Below are 19,251 nucleotides of genomic sequence, written 5' to 3'. Positions count from 1 at the left end.
TTATCCCTCTATTCCAAAAAATCTTCTTTTCGATTTATCTTTTATTGCCTTAGTTTTCGAATGTTTCTTCAAGGCACGAATTGAATAGTTTGCAAAATACCATAAGGAAGAAGGGATCGTAAAATTTTCTACCTTTCTATATGTGTTCCATGTTTTCTGAGCAGATTTTAGCTTGTTACTTGACAGTGACTTTTCACACTTCCTGTATATTGCTAACTCCTCCGTCAGACCCACTGCTTTGATTCCTTTAGATAAGATTGATAGCCATAATCCATAATCCTCGGAGCAATCCCGATGTAATGGCATTTGTACAATCCCTACTTTCCTTCTATCTAGCATGACAGTCAGCGTACCTATTATTGTATTTTTTAACAGGCTCTTATAATCAATCATAACTGGTACTTGAAAAACAACATCTGTTCTTTCACCATTTTCAGTCATAATCCTGTATGCTGTATAAGAAAAGGCAAGATTATTTTGTTCCATAAACATTAGCTGACGCTCCAATTTTTTAGGAAGCCAAAGATCATCACTGTCTAGAAAGGCAAGATAGTCTCCATTAGCAGCACTGATAGCTATATTTCGTGCATAGGCAGGTCCGCTATTTTTTTCTAGTTCTATTAACTTAATTCTAGAATCCTTAACCATCTCTTCCTTTACAATTTCAACCGTGTTATCTAATGATGCATCATCAACAATAATCATTTCCCAATTTGTAAAAGTTTGATCTTTAACAGAATGTATGGTTTCAGTAATATATCTTGCAGCGTTATAGGTTGGAGTAATAACTGAAACAATCGGTTTAGTGTATTTTTCCATTTTTGTTTCCCGCCTTCTCCTTATTAATACAGATATTTGGACTTATCCGAATCTGTTAACTTCTAGCAAGATATCTAGTGATTAATCACCTTGTTTTGATCAAGATTTTTTAATAATTTTTGGTTACGAATATTTCCTTCTTTTAACCCTTGAGCTTGTTCACGGTGGAGAACGACCCTAATCGTCTGCAGCAGGATTTTCAAATCCAGCCAGAATGAATAATTGAGAATGTAAAGAAGGTCAAAACGCAATTTTTCTTCAACTGGAGTAGTATAGTTAGCTAAGACTTGCCCTAATCCTGTTATGCCTGGCTTTACCGTTAATCGAAACGAGTATTCCGGCAGGTTTTGTTTAAATTCATTAATGAAATATTCTCGCTCGGGTCTTGGGCCTACTATGCTCATTTCACCTTTCAGTACATTAAATAATTGTGGGAGCTCATCTAAACGAACAGCTCTAATCACTCTTCCAATTAACGTAATTCTTGGATCCTTATCTGTCGCTAATACTGGTCCTGTTCTCTTTTCAGCGTCTTGTATCATACTTCTAAACTTATAAATCAAGTATGGATTCCCATTTAACCCAATGCGTTCCTGTCTATAGAGAGCTGGTCCTTTCGAAGTGAGTGGTATTAATAAAAATAAAGCCAATAGAAGAGGACAAGATATTACTAATAAAATGGATGATACAATTACGTCAAACAGCCGTTTATTAATCTGTTGAAATACGCTTAAGCGTGGAGGTTTTATGGAAATGACCATCATATCATCTATTTGTTGTGTAGTAGCACCTATAATAGATAATTCAAATAATTGTGGTATTACCATTATTTCTTTTCCATGGTTAATGCATTGCCTTACAATTTCCTCTTTATCCAACCTATTAATAGTAGGGCTAAGGAGAAAAAGGTCACCCTTTTCTAGAAACTCATGTATGGAGCCCTTTTTAGATAAAGGAATATAACCTGAGATTTCGAACCACCCTTTATTATGGTTTAGGAATTTACCAGCTAAATATATTCCTGTATTAGAATCCTCCCCGATAATATAAACCTTCTTTTTACCGAATAATTTCTTGTTAACCAACCAAAAGCATATACGCATACAAATTAATAGATTTGTTTGAATAAGAAATACCACAAAAATATAACTTAGCTGAAAGGATAAATAAGGTGTCCATTTTGATATCATAAATTCAAAACCAGAGAAGACAACCATCGATAAAACAATGGAATAAACTAAATGCTGTATACTCTTTCGGCGCCAATCCGAATATAGATCATATAGATAAAAAACAAATAATGATGACGCCGATAGTACAATCAATTTAACGTTATCAATGATAGTCCCCTCAGTCGGGATTGAAAGTAGCTCGAATACCCAATATGTCATGATAAATCCTAAATAGACTAATATGATATCGACCATTGCCAACAAGATTCTTACAAATCGCCCTTTATAACCTTCCTTCATTTCAATCCTCCTTCCAAAAACTTTTATAATTGGAGCAGTAAGATTTACGTTTGCTCAACAAAACAATATTTTCTTAATAAAGAACAACCAAATCAAAAAAATTTTGTCTCTTTTTTCCCTCATTTTTCAAAGAGGGTCAACTGTTGTAGTTCCTTTCTCGAGCTGGGACGAGTTTACTTGCTTTATATCTTTTACTGGTCTTAATTTATATAGTTTTCTGAAAAAGTGGAAAAGGCTGTAGTCGAAACGTTTGCCATCTATAAGGGTAACTCCTCCTACACTCGAAAGCGTATGGACTCCATCTGGATACAGGCTATCGCTTTGGGGTTCTACAAAACTAACGGATTCTTCTTCAAATTCTGAGATTGTTAATGTTTTAATTTTATTTAGAACAATTCTGCCGCCATATGTTTTTGAACAATCCTGGGCAGGGCGGTAGAGCATCCCTTCATGAACGAAGGGTGTGCCGGCCGGCCGAGAAGACCGTATATCAATTTTAACCGGATTTAAACAATGCGGTTTCCATTCACCAAATAATTCATCAGCATAAAAAATATGAAGTTCATTGTTATGACTTTGTATCGTCGAAAACGATTTAGTACAAAACAACCACCAATGATCTCCATGTTTTACGATTGTTGAATCTACCGCATGAAAATCCTTAATTAAGGTTTTCACTTTTTTCCATTCTTTACTTGATTTATTTAATTGATAAATGGACGCTTCCTTTACTTCAGACGTTTCTGGAATGCAATATACTTCATTTTCATGTTCCAAAATAAATGGATACGACATATGACAGGGGAACTTTAACATTGCCTGATTAAATGTAACAATATCCCAATCCACATTTTTCTTAACATTTAGGCCACTTATATACCCTTTTACGACTTTATAATCCAATTCTTCCATTAAAATCCGAAGTCCGCCTTCTTCTTGATAGGCAAAGGGATCTGCATAATATAAATCCTTCTTTTGAAATAACCATTTTATTTTTACATTTGAATCATTAAGAACCTCATGTATTGGTTTAGGAACAATTCCAATATTCCAATATTCATAGGAAAACAATTTTGAAAACACCTTTTTACACTTATTTATTAACAACTTTCCTAAAAATCCTCCCATTTGCTTAGTAGTAGGTTTCATAAACTTGGGTGGTTGTGCAGCAATAGAACCTTGTCGCATGTAAGCAGAATGATTATTCAATATTTCCTGACAGACCCTTGCTGGCCATTCTGAGATTACCGAAGTAATGTGTAGTTTATTTTTCTTATAGGAATCTTTAATAATAGAAAAACAACCTTTTTTCAATAGTATATTTTCGTGTGAGATTTGGTTTAATGAAGCAAAGGTTACGTGTCGATCATTATAAATCTCCCAAATATATTGAGGAAGGTTTGAACAATGTTGAAAGGACCATACACCAAATCGGGGCAATTTTGTTATTTCTCCACCGAGATTGCCTTCACAAAGATTTAGCAGAAAATCTAGTTCAAAACCATTAATCTTTTTCAAATCTTTCTCAGAAAAATGATTATCATCTGTAACAGATTTTACGGAATCACATTCTAATATTGTTATGTTTTTCATAATGCTTGTTAGATTCGTTTTCCTTACATAAGTATTCCTGCCAAATATTTGCTTACTTTGATTGGAGTTAATCAAAATGATTAATCCTGCCTCAACAAACTCCAAATCCAGCATTTTCCTAATGCTATTTAATTGCCATCCTTCAACGTTGATGTTGTCACAAACAACGCCAAAACGAAGTCTTTTTATTCCCATTCCTTAACACTCCCAGGGTTTTACATAAAATAATGGTGTTCAATGTGACACTGCTGCAAGGTTCACTAATTGTTGTGACCGTTCAGCTGCAGTTCAAATACTCTTTTAACGTATTACTCACCATTTGTTCTAACGAAAAATCCACTTGAACCTTTTTTCTGGCATTTTCAATGAAATGTTTCCTCAGCTCTTCGTTCGTTTTCATTTCCAAAATTTTATTACAGAACTCATTAACTGAATGGTCATTTATAAGGACACCTGTCTGATTCCCGATAATAGCTTCCCCAATCCCGCCTCTATTAATGGAGATGATTGGAGTTCCAACTGCCATCCCTTCTAGAATCACCATAGGGAATACTTCTCGGTGGGATGTCAGTAATAATACGTCCATTTCTTTAATAAACTCCTCAGGATTGTGAACGGCTCCAATCATCTTTATCTTGTGAAGTAAGTTTTGTGATTGAATGATATTCTCAATTTTTGTTTTTTCTGGTCCATCACCTGCAATATAAAACATTAGATTTGGTATATCGCGAAGCTGGTTTGCAATCTTGATAAATAGGTCATGATTCTTTTCCTCGGATAACCTTGCTAATATCCCAACCTTAAAAGTTTTGCCTTTTTCTTTTTGATGAAAAGTAAACTGATTTAAATCTACACCATTATAAACAGTAGTAATTTTGTTAGGCTCAATTCCTGCATTAACAAGATTTCTCTTTTCAAATTCACTGACAGTGATGATTCTTTCGACATATTTATTTAATAAATGAGAAAAGATAACGGGATTTTTTTCCTCGAGAACGGTAACATTATGCTTTGTATAAACAATCTTAAATTTCTTTTTAGTAAACTTTTTTACTGCTATACAATAGAGAACCATTCTCAAACTATTCGCATGAACAAGGTCAATTTGTTTATCGTTAATCAATTTTCTTAGCCTTCTAATATTCTGAAGATGTTTCGTTCGGCTCATTTCATTAAAGTGGTTTTGATGTTTGATTTTCTTATACAATTCTCCAGGACCCGCAGCGTAGTAAAAAGAAATGTTTGGATGTTGTAATTGGTTCTCTAATTTACAAAAATACATTTCTGCGCCGCCGTGAATAAGCTTATCCGTTATGACTAGAATATTCATGTTTTGTTTCACTTCCTTTATAATTAACATTCATTTCTACTATTTGCTTACTGGTGGATAAGGAAGAAAACAATGCTGTCTTATGTTTATTATTGTTTAATTCGCGATTTTCCTTATGTAAATAGGTCGTTAAAATGGCAATATACATAAAAAACATGTCGTTAATAATGACCGATAGGAATCCCATTTGAAGAATCATGCCCACTAAAGCTAAAAAAAGGTATGGTTTATTTATGTGAATCTTGCTTTGAAATAACTGAACGAATAAAAAAAAGATAAATAAACAAAAACATGTCATTCCTAGTAAACCAGACTCTGATAAGATATCTAAAAATGTATTATGAACTTCTAGACTATCTCCATATTGAAAGAAGTTGTATTCTGAATAATTAAAAGCTCCAATTCCAATAACCATATGCGATGTAAAGTAATCCCACGCTCTCCCCCACAATTCAATCCTTCCACTTCCACCATCCTGGGAGAAGTCTTCAATTCTCGACTGTAAAATTCCAAATATATCAAATTTCATATAAACGATTGCAACATACACGGTGACCACTAGTGATAATACAAGGCCAAGCACTAGTTTTATCTGTTTAAAGGGGTTTTTAATGATAATAAAAATAAGGAATAAGAGTGCCATGACTAACAGTCCGCCTCTTGAAAACGTTAGTATGTTTGCAACTACGCAGAGAATCAAACCAAGCTTATTTTTCAAGGACTGCACATTACAAAGATAATAAGAAAAAAAGAGGGTATTATAGAAAACAAAGAAATTAGGATCCTGTAATAAACCAATTAGCCTTGGGTAATCTCTATCTAGCAGTACCCCGAATTGGACGACCCTATCACCTTCAAATACAAACCCTAGACTTTTTAAGCCAACAAAATAGAGGGTTAAACTTGCAACATTAAAAAATATTCCAGCGTCGGATAGTGCTCTTTCAATCACCGAATCTCTAGCATTGCCAATAACTGATTTCATAATAAAATAGCAGAAGATATAAAGGATAATTCCAAAGATGATTCTAATACTTGCCGCAGGATATAAAGCAAATGCCCCACTGAAGCTATACATCAAGTAAAATAACAACATTGCAATTTCAAACAAGTGCAGCCTTTGGAAGTAAAATAAACCAAGATTAATAATAAGAAACAAGATGAGGAAAATCATATAGGGCTTTATAGCAAACCCTACATAAATGTAATAATTTGCAAGTGTAACTAATAAAAAGAGAAGGAAGATTGTAAAGCTGTAATTACGTGATTTTGGAGTTAAATTATCGTACATCTTAAACCCCCTCAGATTTCTTCGATTTCCACCTTTTATTGATTCCCAATGGTTTTATATAACCGTTTATCTTTTCCCTATTTTCTTTATCGAGAAAGACTACAAAAGCCAATAAAATGTAATTGACGACAATGGCTAATAATGGGAGAGAATCTAGAAAAAGGTCAATAAAAGCTAAACAAATAATAAAAATGGCTAAGTACGGAACAATTACCCTTTTTGCAATAATCCAGCGATTTGGTATGCATAACCAAAAGCCTAGTAAGGATAACACTTCAATCATTACACCAGCAACTGCTGCACCAGATACGCCATAAGATTTACTAAAGAACATATAAAGAAAAACACCAAGAAAGACTGCGATTAATTGAACACCGGTACGATAAGACTGTAATGCTCTTGACGTTAATCCATCTGCTAAGGCAATATTTATCGCCTGTAATATTAACATTACTGATAAAATCTTAAGTGGTAAGGCTGCTTGAATCCACTTTTCACCAAATAACAACTGAATAATACTTTCTGACATATAGTAAAATGGAATTGTCATGGCCATTCCAACTAAAGAGATAATTTTTATTAGCTCAATGTTGTATTTTAAGTGATCTTGTAAAAGGTTATTATTATATGATCTAAACAATACCGGGTAATAGGCTCCAGCAACAATAAAGGGAATCTGCTGGAGGGCTTGTGGGATTCGATATGCTACTGCAAATAAGCCGACTTCTTTAAGGGTTATCGTCTTTTCCAACACAAGCGGTCCTAATTGGGGCAGCATGACAAAAATCAAACCACCTAATGTAAATGAGCCTAAATTTTGTAATAATCCTTTATGGAATGGGCATTTCAACCTGATATTTACATTTTTACTAACAAGGCAGACCCCAAATATACCTGCTGCAAAATAAGAAAGTCCATATAGAGTGCAAATGATCAGTGGATTAAGTTGAAGAATCATCCCAATTGTAAGGGTGACTACTAAACAAATAGATGAAATAATACGGATTAGTCCGTAAAACTGCATTTTCTCAATCAGTTGAAAATAGGTTGTTCCTATGCTTTGTAATGCAATTCCTGTAACCATTGGGATTATCAAAAAATAGGATGTCTGAATGATTTCTCGTTGTCCTGCGTTTGATAGATGAATAATTAGGAATCCACATAGAAATGTAACGACCAGTAAACCCATTCTCATTTTCACGTACGAGGAAATAAGAATGGATGTGTTAACCTCCTTCTTAGACCCTTCTCTTAGGACGATGTCACTTAGTCCAGCATCTGTAAAATAGCCCATGATCATGGCAAACGCTAAAACAACACTAAACATTCCATAATAATAAGACTGTAAATAATAAGCTAACACGATTAACGCCGCAGCATTTAATACACTAGATAAAGCTGTACTATAAAATAAATGTATAATATTCTTTGCAATTGAATTCTTCTTAACTATATTGTCCATGAATTAGCCACCTTATTTTGACACCTGGTTACCAAAACTACTGCCTGCATTATCCTGTTTGATAAATGACTCCAAGGATTTTTTGACTTGTTCTCTCTATATACTCTTTCGTCTTAAGTGCCTCTTCTTTCTTGGTTTTATTAGCTCTTACCACTAAAATTACACCATCACAGTGGTTTACTAGAATATGAGAATCTGATACGGTCAAGAACGGTGGAGCCTCATAAATAACGATTTCAAATTCTGATTGACACTTTCTTGCCAATTGATTGATCTTTTTCGTAATCCATATGTCTGAAAGATTTAAAGGAATAGGACCGGTTGGTAAGAGATACAGACCAGGAAATAACGTTTCTTTACAATGAAGTTGGAGATCTTCCTCCCTCGTAATTACATTGGTTAAACCAGTTTCATTGTCTAGATTAAACCAATTGTGCAGAGTAGGTTTCCTTAGATTGGCATCCACTAAAAGGACTTTTTTCCCTTGTTCAGCAAATGATAAGGCTAATTTAGATGAGATAATTGATTTTTCTCCTTCTTGGGTAGGTGAGGTCAACATAAATGAATTTGAATCCCTATCTAATTTTGATTCTATATTAGCTCGGATCATTCTAATTTGTTCCTTACTAACTGATTCCTCATTGAGCTGTAGTCTTTGCATTCTTTTTATTGTTTCATCTTTCTTAAACACCGATTTGTTCCCCATTTCTTCTTAAGATTTCAGCCTGAGGCTTCGTATAAGTTTTATTTTTAGATTTGTTTCTTTTATTCTTCAAATTTACTTCTCCTAAAACAGATATACCTAGTATATCTTCCACTTCTCTTGTATCCTTTATTGAATCATCCCAGTACTCTCTAAGCATTGAAAGACCGATTCCAAATAGAAAACCAACCATTATACCAATTGCGATATTGATCGTCATACTTCCAACTTTCTTTACTGACGGCTCCCCATTTGTATCACGTAATAGTTTAATATCACTGACACCAAACAGTTCCTGCATTTTATTAACAGAGACAGTGGCAATTGTGTGGGCGAGCTCCTTCGAATTTTCCATATTACGGTCTCTAACCACTATATTGATAATTTGTGAGTTTCTATTATTTTGAATAACCACTTTTTCGGCTAATTCATCATCCAAAATATTTAGCTCATTCTGAACTGAATTTAGTACTACAGGACTCTTTATGAAATCAATGGTAGAAGCAAGTAACATACTTAGCTCTTGTGCACCGCCATAATTACTTTCATTCTTTTCTAATTTACCAATTAATATATTTTCAGTGGCTTCATAGGTCGGCTTTAAGTAAAATCCCGATATTGCCAAGGTTAATAAAAAAACAATTAGGACTGTAATAATGATGGTAAGTATTCTCTTCCGGATAATGTGCATAAATAATTTTAAATTGATTCTTTCGTCCATAATAACCTCCAAAGAAAATAAATTATCTATAAACAAAAATGCTGTGCCTTTTACCTATTATTCTTCGCCTCTTCTTCCGGTGAAGAATAATAATTATTCTTCCCTTTATCTCTAATATAGGCTGATCCTATATTAGAAAATAAACTATTCCTCATAGAATCCTTCGAAAATTCTATTATTGATTTATTGTCCTTTAAAAGATGAACGTCCCATATCATACCTTCAAATTTATTATCAGAACCGTTAACTGTTATTACTTCTTTCGTATGTTTAGACACCTGAATTTGAAGACCACTAAATTCATTACCAGAACTTTCATTTGGAATCGTAATGGAACTAATAATGTCAATTCCTCTTACACAGTCATCTAATGTTAGATTTATAAATCGGTTGCCATTAATAAAACTATATTTATCTTTATCCTTTGGTTTAACAGCTTCTAATTTAACACCAGTATGAAATCCAGCAATTCGTATTTCGATAAAATTAACAAAAGAAATGAAATGACCTGACTCACCGGCATAAAGATGGATACCTGTACCTTTATTTGAACCGGCAGCGTTTACGATTGTTACATTTTTTATTTGCGTTCTATCCCATGACCAAATTTTTTGTTCACCGTCGATGTAAATGACATCTGAACTAAAGTTAGGATTAACAATTTCAAGAACACCATTTGAGATTGATGCATTCTTTTTCACATCGATTGCTCGGAAATTCCCATCTATTCTTAACCTCGTATTTTGACCAAATTCTAGTTCAACTCCCGCTTTTAATACCAGTCCCTGCTTCAAAATATATTTTTTATTTCCAAGTAGCTTAACTTTTCCAATTTTTGAATCATAACTATAATCTATTGCTGCCTGTATGGATTGGGAATCATCTTTCGAATCCTCTCCATTAGCACCAAATTCATCCACATTCACATATTCGGTCTGAACATTAACTGCCCTTGCTACTACTTTGTCTTCCTGTTCATATTTGTTATTGACTTCATTGTTATATAAGAAAAGAATAGCTGTTACCGACATTAATGCTGAAAAATATAGTATCAAACTCCTTTTATTCATAATCTTCTGTACCCACCTGTTAAGAGAACTCTCATCATTGCACCTCCATATACTGTGAAACACTCTTTAGCACTAATCGTTACTTAACCCCAATTTATAAGAGTCCCCGTTTTACACAAATAACCAATTCGATATTAAGAACATTATAGCACTGTGGGTCGAAAAAACAAATCCAAAATACATACCAATTTTTCCTGTTTTCCCTCAATATTTGACACATTTCCTTCTTAAATTTTAGAAAACCATGATTTTTTTTATCAAAATTTAGTTCTTTAAAGAGAACAATTTTTAGTTTATAATATGATTAATGTTTAAATAGTTTGTTCCTCTCTAGCCTTTTAAGTTAATCCATGATTGGATTCACTTTATACTTTTCAAGTGTATTTGCAGTGCCTCAGTATTTTACTAAACACTCTAAACAACCCCATGATATGCAGATTGTCTTTCTACTTATTTTTTTGCAAATTTCCAGAAGGTAAGAAAATTATAAATTTGGTCATAAGGAGAAGCCTATGATTGGAGAACGAATAAAGATTTTAAGAGAACAAAAAGGATATTCAATTACAGAATTAGCTGATCTCGCTAATGTATCAAAATCCTATTTAAGCTATATTGAACGGAACCTAAATAAAAATCCATCTATACATTTTCTAATGAAGGTTGCCAAACCTTTAGACATTTCTATTGAATATTTATTGACTGGGATGGATTCAATAGAGAATCAGATAGAAAACAGTGGAGATTGGCTGCTTGATAAAGAGTGGAAAAGTTTAGTAGAAAAAGCCATAGAAGACGGAATTAATAAAGATGATTTCAAAGAATATATAAACTATATTAAATTTAAAATATGGGAAAAAAACAAAAAATAAGATTAACCGCTTTCATTAATAATTGTTTGATATTAATTTGTTAAATGCATTGACACTTCTCCTTTAGTGTAGTAAATTTTATAAAAAGTCTAAATATTGTACTTTCTTATCAAGAGAGGCTGAGGGAATGGCCCTATGAAGTCTCAGCAACCTTCAATGTTGTTTTTCATTGAAAAGGTGCTAAGTCCATCAAGTTATTTATTAACTTGTGAGATAAGAAGAATGACCTATGCTAATGTGCATCCAAAAGTCTTCTTCTTATAGAAGGCTTTTTTTGTTTATATAAAGGAGGATAAAGATAATGGTGTATAAGATTGATACGAAGTTAGCACAAATTGGAAATAGAAGTGATACGGTGACAGGCACCGTAAATCCTCCTGTTTATTTTTCAACAGCCTACCGTCACGAGGGAATTGGACAATCCACAGGGTATGATTATTCACGTACAGGTAATCCTACCCGCCAGCTTCTCGAAAAGGCGATTGCCGACCTAGAAGGTGCGGATCAAGGCTTTGCCTGCAGTTCAGGGATGGCAGCCATATTTACGATTCTTTCTCTTTTCGAGTCCGGGGACGAATGGATTGTGAGTGAGGATTTGTACGGAGGAACGTATCGTTTACTAGAAAAGGGATTTAAAAAATGGGGCCTGAAAACCCAGTATGTTAATACTTGTAGTCCAGAAGAAATTGAAAGAAGGATAACCCCTCAAACCAAGGCGATTTTTCTTGAGACTCCAACTAATCCACTTATGCAGCAGTCAGACATAGGTGCTGTATCAAATATTGCGAAAAGGCACGGAATTATTCTGATTGTTGATAATACGTTTTATACCCCGCTTCTCCAACAGCCAATCTTGTTAGGCGCGGATATCGTCATTCATAGTGCGACGAAATACTTAGGCGGACATAATGATGTCCTTGCAGGTCTAATTGTTGCTAAGGGTAAAGAAATTTGTGAGGCATTGGCTTTCCATCATAATGGAGCCGGCGGTGTTCTTAGCCCTTTTGATTCTTGGTTAGTTATGCGCGGAATGAAAACTTTATCACTAAGAATGCAAAGACATGAAAGCAATGCGAAGGCGATTGTCGAATACCTTTCTAATCGTGATGGTATAACAGATGTCCTGTATCCAGGAAAAGGAGGAATGGTATCCTTCCGCTTACAAGACGAAGCTTGGGTAAATCCATTCCTTCAAAGTCTTTCTCTTATCACATTTGCCGAAAGCCTGGGCGGAACGGAAAGTTTTATCACGTATCCTGCAACACAGACTCATGCAGATATTCCAGAAGAGATTCGAATTCAATCAGGTGTCTGCAACCGGTTATTAAGGTTCTCCGTTGGTCTGGAAGATCCAACTGATATTGTTCAAGATCTTGAACAGGCATTAGCAAAATTAAAAGAAGGAGTGATTAGATAATGAGTTCAGAAAATTATAGTTTTGAAACCAAGCTCCTTCATAATCAGCATAAAGTCGATCCGGCAACGGGAGCCGTTAGCGTGCCCATTCAACATGCTTCGACCTTCCATCAATTTGATTTAGATCGTTACGGAAAATACGATTACGCTAGAAGTGGAAATCCTACGAGAGAAGCGCTTGAGGATGTTATTGCAGAGTTAGAGGGCGGAACGCGTGGCTTTGCTTTTTCGTCAGGAATGGCTGCTATCTCAACTGCCTTCCTTCTTCTATCATCTGGTGACCATATCGTGATTACCGATGATGTGTATGGCGGTACTTATCGTATGGTCACTCAGGTACTGACTCGCTTCGGAATTGAACATACCTTTGTTGACATGACAGATCTTGATCAAGTAAAAGCAGCAATCAAGCCTAACACCAAAGCATTTTACGTAGAAACACCGTCTAATCCTTTATTGAAGGTAACGGATATCAAAGCAATTACAAGTTTTGCGAAAGAGATTAACGCAATCACTTATGTAGATAATACTTTCTTAACCCCTGAATATCAAAGACCTTTAGAACTAGGAGCAGATGTTGTCCTTCATAGTGCAACTAAGTTTTTATCCGGCCATAGCGATGTGGTTGCAGGTCTAGCGGTTGTTAAGGATGAGGAATTAGGTAAAAGGCTGTATTCCTTACAAAACTCCTTCGGCGCCGTACTTGGGCCACAGGATGCATGGCTCGTGCTTAGAGGAATAAAAACCCTGCATGTCAGACTCGAACAGTCACAAAAATCAGCGATTAAAATAGCAGAATTTTTAGCGGAACACCCGTTAATCGAAGAGGTTTATTACCCAGGCCTTGAAAATCATCCACAGCACGAGCTTCAAAAAAGTCAGGCTGCTGGACCGGGTGCAGTTTTATCGTTTGAATTCCAGAATGAAAAAGCACTTCAAGTCTTTCTAACCAATGTAAAAATCCCTGTTTTTGCCGTTAGTCTTGGTGCGGTCGAATCCATTCTATCCTTTCCGGCAAAAATGTCACATGCAGCGATGTCGCAAGAGGAAAGGGAAAAACGAGGAATTAAAAACAGCCTCATCCGGTTATCCGTAGGCTTAGAGAATCCAGATGATCTCATAAATGACTTCTCTCAGGCTTTACATCAGGTGAAAGAAAAACTATTGGTCTTGCAGCAAGGAGAATGATCATGACCTTTTTAGAAAAATTAAAAAGCCAAATTTTAATAGGTGATGGTGCCATGGGCACCCTTCTATATTCATTCGGCAAAGATAGCTGCTTGGAAGAGTTGAACCTTTCCCATGCGGAAAAAATACAAGAGATTCATAAAGCTTATATAGAAGCAGGTGCGGATGTCATTCAAACCAATACCTATGCAGCGAATTATCTAAAACTGCAGAGATATGGTCTAGAGGACTCTGTTAAAGCAATTAACAGCGCCGCTGTCGAGAATGCTAAATTAGCAGCACATAAAAATGCTTATGTACTAGGAACATTCGGCGGTAACCGCGGGATTAAACCTAGCACCTTATCGATTGAAGAATTAAAGCGCAGTTTCCGTGAACAGCTATATTGTATATTATTAGAAGGTGTGGACGGGCTTTTATTCGAAACCTTTTATGACCTTGAGGAACTGGAAACGGTCCTTACGATTGCTCGAAAGGAAACAAAGCTGCCGATTATTGCCCAGGTCTCGCTTCATGAGCCTGGCATTTTACAAGACCAAACACCGATTAATGAAGCCTTTACCCGTCTTGAAAATCTTGGTGCTGATGTTATCGGCTTGAACTGCCGGCTTGGTCCCCATCATATGTTAAAGACCCTAGAGCAGATTGAATTGCCTAAACACGCTTACCTTTCTGCCTACCCCAATGCGAGTCTGCCAGCTTATACAGATGGTAAATTCCATTATGAAGGGGATTCAGATTATTTTAAAAAATCAGCTCAAAGCTTTCGTCAAGAAGGCATACGCTTGCTCGGCGGCTGCTGCGGTACAACGCCTGCCCATATCCATGCATTTGCAGCAGAATTAAAAAACAGTGTGCCTGTCACCGATAAAGTAGTTAAACGAGAAACAAAGAAAATCATCATTGAGCATAGTGCAGCTAAAAGAGAGCACCAGCCTCTTGAGGAAATTGTTAAGGAACGCCCGTCGGTTATCGTAGAATTAGATACTCCTAGAAAGCTTGATACCAGCAAGTTTTTTGAAGGAGCAAAGGCGTTGAAAGAAGCTGGAATCGATGCAATCACAATGGCTGATAACTCTTTAGCTCAGGTGCGGATTTCCAATGAATCTTTAGGTTATCTTGTTAAACAAGAATTAGGAATGCGCCCGCTTATTCATATTGCCTGCAGAGACCGCAATATTATTGGTTTGCAATCTCACCTAATGGGGCTTCATACCCTTGGAATGCATGATGTACTTGCTATCACTGGTGACCCTGCGCGAGTCGGAGACTTTCCAGGAGCCTCCTCTGTTTACGATGTATCATCTTTTGAGTTAATTCAAATGATGAAACAGTTAAATGAAGGCTTGTCATTCTCTGGGAAAGATCTTGGTCATAAAACAGCTTTTAGTATTGCAGGCGCTTTTAATCCAAATGTCCGTTCAGTAGAAAAAGCGGTGAAGCGTCTTGAGAAAAAAATAGAATATGGTGCCGATTATTTCATTTCACAGCCTGTTTTCTCTGAGGAAAAATTAATCGAAGTCTATGAACATACTAAGCACCTAAGTGCACCTATATATATTGGTTTAATGCCTTTAACAGGAAGCAGGAATGCAGAATTCCTTCATAATGAGGTACCAGGAATTAAAATTGCACAATCGATTCGAGACAGAATGGCAGCTTTGAATGATCAGCCATTACAAGCTGCACGTGAAGGAATTGAAATAACAAAATCTTTAATTGACACAGCACTGGATTTATTTAATGGAATTTATTTAATCACTCCATTTTTACGCTATGAACTAACAACAGAGTTAGCCATATATGCCAGACAGCGTGCAAGTCAAGTTAGGGGGAACAGCTATGTCGAAAGCTCCATTTAATGAACAACTACACAAACGAATCCTAGTTATGGATGGTGCCATGGGTACCATGCTTCAGCAAGAAAATTTAACAGCTGAAGATTTTGGCGGCGAGCAATACGATGGCTGTAACGAATATCTGAACCTAACAGCTCCTCAAACTATCGCAAAAATTCATCGCGAATATTTAGAGGCTGGTGCGGATATTATTGAAACCAATACCTTTGGAGCCACAAGCATTGTTCTTGATGAATACAATCTTGGTTTTAAGGCTTATGAATTAAATAAAATTGCCGCACAAATTGCTAAAACGGAAGCTGAAAAAATTTCTACTGCCCAGTGGCCACGTTATGTTGCAGGATCAATGGGACCGACCACAAAGACGTTAAGCGTAACTGGCGGGACTACTTTCGAAGCACTCGCTGCTTCCTATGAAGAACAGGCAATCGGGCTTATTGACGGTGGTGTCGACCTTCTGCTGCTTGAAACAAGCCAGGATATGCTGAATGTAAAGGCAGGCTTCATTGGAATAAAAAATGCTTTTAGCAAAACAGGCAAAGTTCTTCCATTAATCGTGTCGGGTACTATAGAGCCGATGGGAACAACCCTTGCGGGACAATCGATTGAATCCTTTTACATTTCATTAGAGCATATGAAACCTGTCGCGGTTGGGTTAAATTGTGCGACTGGGCCGGAATTTATGCAGGAGCATGTCCGTTCCCTATCCAATCTAGCTTCTACAGCGATTATATGTTATCCAAATGCTGGATTGCCTGATGAAGAAGGACATTATCATGAAACACCGGAAACGTTAGCGAAAAAGCTTGCCGATTTTGCTGCCCACGGATGGTTAAACATTGTTGGAGGCTGCTGTGGTACAACTCCTGATCATATTCGGGCAATCTCTGAAGAAATGAAAAAGTTCTCACCACGCGAGGCACAGACTTCTGACTTCCACATGGTATCTGGGATTGAACCCTTTGTATACGACGATCCGACATTGCGTCCTATTATGGTCGGAGAACGTACAAACGTGATTGGCTCTCGTAAATTCAAACGCCTTATTAATGAAGGTAAAATTGAAGAAGCTGCAGAGATTGCACGTGCCCAAGTTAAAGGCGGTGCACATGTTATTGATATTTGTCTTGCGGACCCAGATCGTGATGAGCTTAGCGACATGGAGAATTTCATTCCTGAAGTGGTAAAAAAAATAAAAGTTCCACTTGTCATTGATTCAACTGACGAGAAAGTAATTGAAAAAGCACTCAAGTATTCTCAAGGAAAAGCTATCATTAACTCCATTAACCTTGAGGATGGTGAAGAAAGATTTGAGGCTGTTGTCCCACTTATTCACAAGTACGGAGCAGCGGTTGTCGTTGGTACAATTGATGAAAAAGGTATGGGTGTTACAGCTGAAAAGAAATTGGAAATTGCCAAACGATCTCATGACATTCTTGTTAATAAGTATGGTTTGAAGCCGCAAGATATAATTTTTGACCCGCTTGTTTTCCCTGTAGGAACGGGTGATGAACAATATATTGGTTCCGCAAAAGCAACAGTGGAAGGAATTAAGTTCATTAAAGAACATCTTCCTAAGACACAAACCATTCTTGGCATCAGTAATGTATCATTCGGTCTGCCTCCTGTCGGAAGAGAAATTCTAAATTCTGTCTTTTTATATCACTGCACATTAGCTGGACTGGATTATGCGATTGTTAATACGGAAAAGCTTGAACGATTCGCTTCCATTTCAAAGGAAGAAGTTCAATTAGCAGAGGATCTTCTTTTTAATACGACAGATGAAACGTTGGCCACTTTTACCGAATTTTATCGAGGTAAAAAGAAAGAGACTAAAAGTACTGTACCCAACATGAGTTTAGAGGAACGACTCTCTTACTATGTAATAGAAGGTACAAAGGAAGGTTTATTGCCAGATTTAGCTTTAGCGCTTGAAAATTATCCTGCTCCCCTCGATATTATCAATGGACCATTAATGGAAGGCATGAAAGAAGTAGGACGATTATTCAACGATAATCAGCTGATCGTTGCCGAAGTACTCCAAAGTGCTGAGGTCATGAAGGCTGCTGTGTCTTACTTAGAGCCCTTTATGGAAAAAGGCGATGTCTCTGCTTCCAAAGGGAAGGTTATCCTTGCAACAGTAAAAGGCGATGTTCATGACATTGGGAAAAACCTTGTAGATATTATATTAAGTAATAACGGCTATGATGTACTAGATTTGGGGATTAAAGTATCACCAACTGAACTAGTTCAAGCGATTCAAAAGGAAAAACCAGACATTGTTGGATTATCAGGCTTATTAGTAAAATCTGCACAGCAAATGGTTTTAACAGCACAAGATATGAAAGAGGCGGGAATCTCAACACCTATTCTAGTTGGTGGAGCTGCACTTTCTAGAAAGTTTACCGATACCAAGATTGCAAAGGAATATGAAGGACTCGTTCTATATGCAAAGGACGCAATGAATGGGTTATCACTGGCCAATCAGCTTCAAACTCCAGAGGAGAAAGAAAAACTGATGGCAGAAAAACATGAAAAACTAGCGGCTTTAGAACTGCCGCGGGAGCTGCCAAGTCGTTCTTCGGTTTCAACAGCCGTAAAAACTAGACCAGCCGTTTCCACTGAAGTACCTGTATTCACACCGATGGATACCAAAAAACATATTATGAAATCCTATTCTCTATCCCATATTGAGCCTTATATCAATATGCAGATGTTAATCGGTCATCATCTTGGTGTAAAAGGAAAAATTGCAAATTTGATTGCTTCCAAGGATGAAAAAGCAATCAAAGTGAAAGAAGTTGTAGATGGATTATTAGCAGATGCTAAGAAAGAAAACTGGATTTTACCTGCTGCGGTGTATCAATTTTTCCCTGCTCAATCTGACGGAAATAAAATATTTATTTATGATCCAGAAGATACTAATCGCATTATTGAAACATTCGATTTCCCACGGCAGGAATCTGCACCACATTTGTGCTTGGCAGATTTCATAAAGTCTGTAGACAGTGGAGAGAAGGATTATGTTGGTTTCTTTACAGTAACTGCTGGTAGAGGAATCCGTGAACAAGCTGACAAGTTAAAAGCAGAAGGCCGTTTTCTTGAGAGCCATGCCCTACAATCCCTTGCACTCGAAACCGCTGAAGGATTTGCAGAATTAATCCATCGTCAAATGCGAGATCGCTGGGGATTCCCGGACCCGCTGACATTTACGATGCAGGATCGTTTTACAGCTAAGTATCAGGGGCAGCGCTTCTCTTTTGGATATCCAGCATGTCCAGATTTAGAAGATCAGAAGAAATTATTTGCCTTGATTCATCCAGAGGAAATCGGAATAGAATTAACGGATGGTTGCATGATGGAGCCTGAAGCTTCTGTATCAGCCATGGTATTTGCTCATCCTGAGGCAAGATATTTTAATGTGTTAAGATAAATGAAGTCCGCGGATTAGATTCTGC

14 protein-coding genes and 1 riboswitch are annotated in these 19,251 nt (G+C 36.5%); of the genes, 5 read left to right on the top strand and 9 right to left on the bottom strand.

The window, feature by feature from the left end:
- The 9 genes from BANA01_RS17115 to BANA01_RS17075 all read right to left on the bottom strand — a co-directional run bounded on the left by BANA01_RS17115 (position 1) and on the right by BANA01_RS17075 (position 10,461).
- Complete coding sequence (locus tag BANA01_RS17115) at positions 1-819, bottom strand: glycosyltransferase family 2 protein (protein ID WP_063254066.1); 819 nt, start codon at positions 817-819, stop codon at positions 1-3.
- Positions 820-893: 74 nt separating this feature from the next.
- Positions 894-2,291 (bottom strand): sugar transferase, encoded by a 1,398-nt coding sequence (locus BANA01_RS17110; RefSeq protein WP_063254065.1) that lies wholly within the window; start codon positions 2,289-2,291, stop codon positions 894-896.
- A gap of 126 nt (positions 2,292-2,417) precedes the next feature.
- Complete coding sequence (locus BANA01_RS17105) at positions 2,418-4,079, bottom strand: glucosamine inositolphosphorylceramide transferase family protein (protein WP_063254063.1); 1,662 nt, start codon at positions 4,077-4,079, stop codon at positions 2,418-2,420.
- A gap of 82 nt (positions 4,080-4,161) precedes the next feature.
- A complete protein-coding gene (locus tag BANA01_RS17100) occupies positions 4,162-5,214 on the bottom strand; it encodes a glycosyltransferase family 4 protein (RefSeq protein ID WP_063254061.1) in 1,053 nt (350 codons plus the stop codon).
- Positions 5,189-6,505 carry an O-antigen ligase family protein gene (locus tag BANA01_RS17095; protein ID WP_082799567.1) on the bottom strand — a complete coding sequence of 439 codons (1,317 nt, stop codon included), beginning with the start codon at positions 6,503-6,505 and terminating at the stop codon, positions 5,189-5,191. Before BANA01_RS17095 ends, BANA01_RS17100 begins: the two co-directional genes overlap by 26 nt.
- A 1-nt stretch (position 6,506) precedes the next feature.
- Positions 6,507-7,967: an oligosaccharide flippase family protein gene (locus tag BANA01_RS17090; protein ID WP_063254059.1), complete on the bottom strand. Its 1,461-nt coding sequence runs from the start codon at positions 7,965-7,967 to the stop codon at positions 6,507-6,509.
- Positions 7,968-8,016: 49 nt separating this feature from the next.
- Positions 8,017-8,658, bottom strand: a complete 642-nt coding sequence (locus BANA01_RS17085) for a CpsD/CapB family tyrosine-protein kinase (protein WP_063254057.1) — start codon at positions 8,656-8,658, stop codon at positions 8,017-8,019.
- Positions 8,651-9,391, bottom strand: a complete 741-nt coding sequence (locus tag BANA01_RS17080; RefSeq protein WP_063254055.1) for a YveK family protein — start codon at positions 9,389-9,391, stop codon at positions 8,651-8,653. Before BANA01_RS17080 ends, BANA01_RS17085 begins: the two co-directional genes overlap by 8 nt.
- Before the next feature lie 50 nt (positions 9,392-9,441).
- The gene (locus BANA01_RS17075) at positions 9,442-10,461 is read right to left on the bottom strand and encodes a pectate lyase family protein (RefSeq protein WP_063254053.1); all 1,020 of its coding nucleotides are present in this window, start codon (positions 10,459-10,461) and stop codon (positions 9,442-9,444) included.
- A 512-nt stretch (positions 10,462-10,973) separates the two neighbouring features.
- Here BANA01_RS17075 and BANA01_RS17070 point away from each other — a divergent pair.
- The 5 genes from BANA01_RS17070 to metH all read left to right on the top strand — a co-directional run bounded on the left by BANA01_RS17070 (position 10,974) and on the right by metH (position 19,226).
- Positions 10,974-11,330, top strand: coding sequence for a helix-turn-helix domain-containing protein (locus tag BANA01_RS17070; protein WP_034674179.1), 357 nt, complete (start codon positions 10,974-10,976; stop codon positions 11,328-11,330).
- Positions 11,331-11,433: 103 nt separating this feature from the next.
- Positions 11,434-11,550, top strand: a riboswitch (SAM riboswitch).
- Positions 11,551-11,634: 84 nt separating this feature from the next.
- Positions 11,635-12,747: a methionine biosynthesis PLP-dependent protein gene (locus BANA01_RS17065; protein ID WP_034674182.1), complete on the top strand. Its 1,113-nt coding sequence runs from the start codon at positions 11,635-11,637 to the stop codon at positions 12,745-12,747.
- Positions 12,747-13,934 carry a cystathionine beta-lyase gene (gene metC, locus BANA01_RS17060; protein ID WP_034674177.1) on the top strand — a complete coding sequence of 396 codons (1,188 nt, stop codon included), beginning with the start codon at positions 12,747-12,749 and terminating at the stop codon, positions 13,932-13,934. Before BANA01_RS17065 ends, metC begins: the two co-directional genes overlap by 1 nt.
- Before the next feature lie 2 nt (positions 13,935-13,936).
- Positions 13,937-15,796, top strand: a complete 1,860-nt coding sequence (locus BANA01_RS17055) for a bifunctional homocysteine S-methyltransferase/methylenetetrahydrofolate reductase (protein ID WP_034674175.1) — start codon at positions 13,937-13,939, stop codon at positions 15,794-15,796.
- Positions 15,777-19,226 carry a methionine synthase gene (gene metH / locus BANA01_RS17050; RefSeq protein ID WP_034674173.1) on the top strand — a complete coding sequence of 1,150 codons (3,450 nt, stop codon included), beginning with the start codon at positions 15,777-15,779 and terminating at the stop codon, positions 19,224-19,226. The genes BANA01_RS17055 and metH overlap by 20 nt, the downstream gene beginning before the upstream one ends.
- Positions 19,227-19,251: the final 25 nt, after the last annotated feature.

The organism is Neobacillus niacini NBRC 15566 (assembly GCF_001591505.1).
Taxonomy (GTDB): Bacteria; Bacillota; Bacilli; order Bacillales; family Cytobacillaceae; genus Neobacillus; species Neobacillus niacini.
Note: the sequence above shows the minus strand (reverse complement) of the source record. Positions and strands in the feature narration are given on the sequence as shown.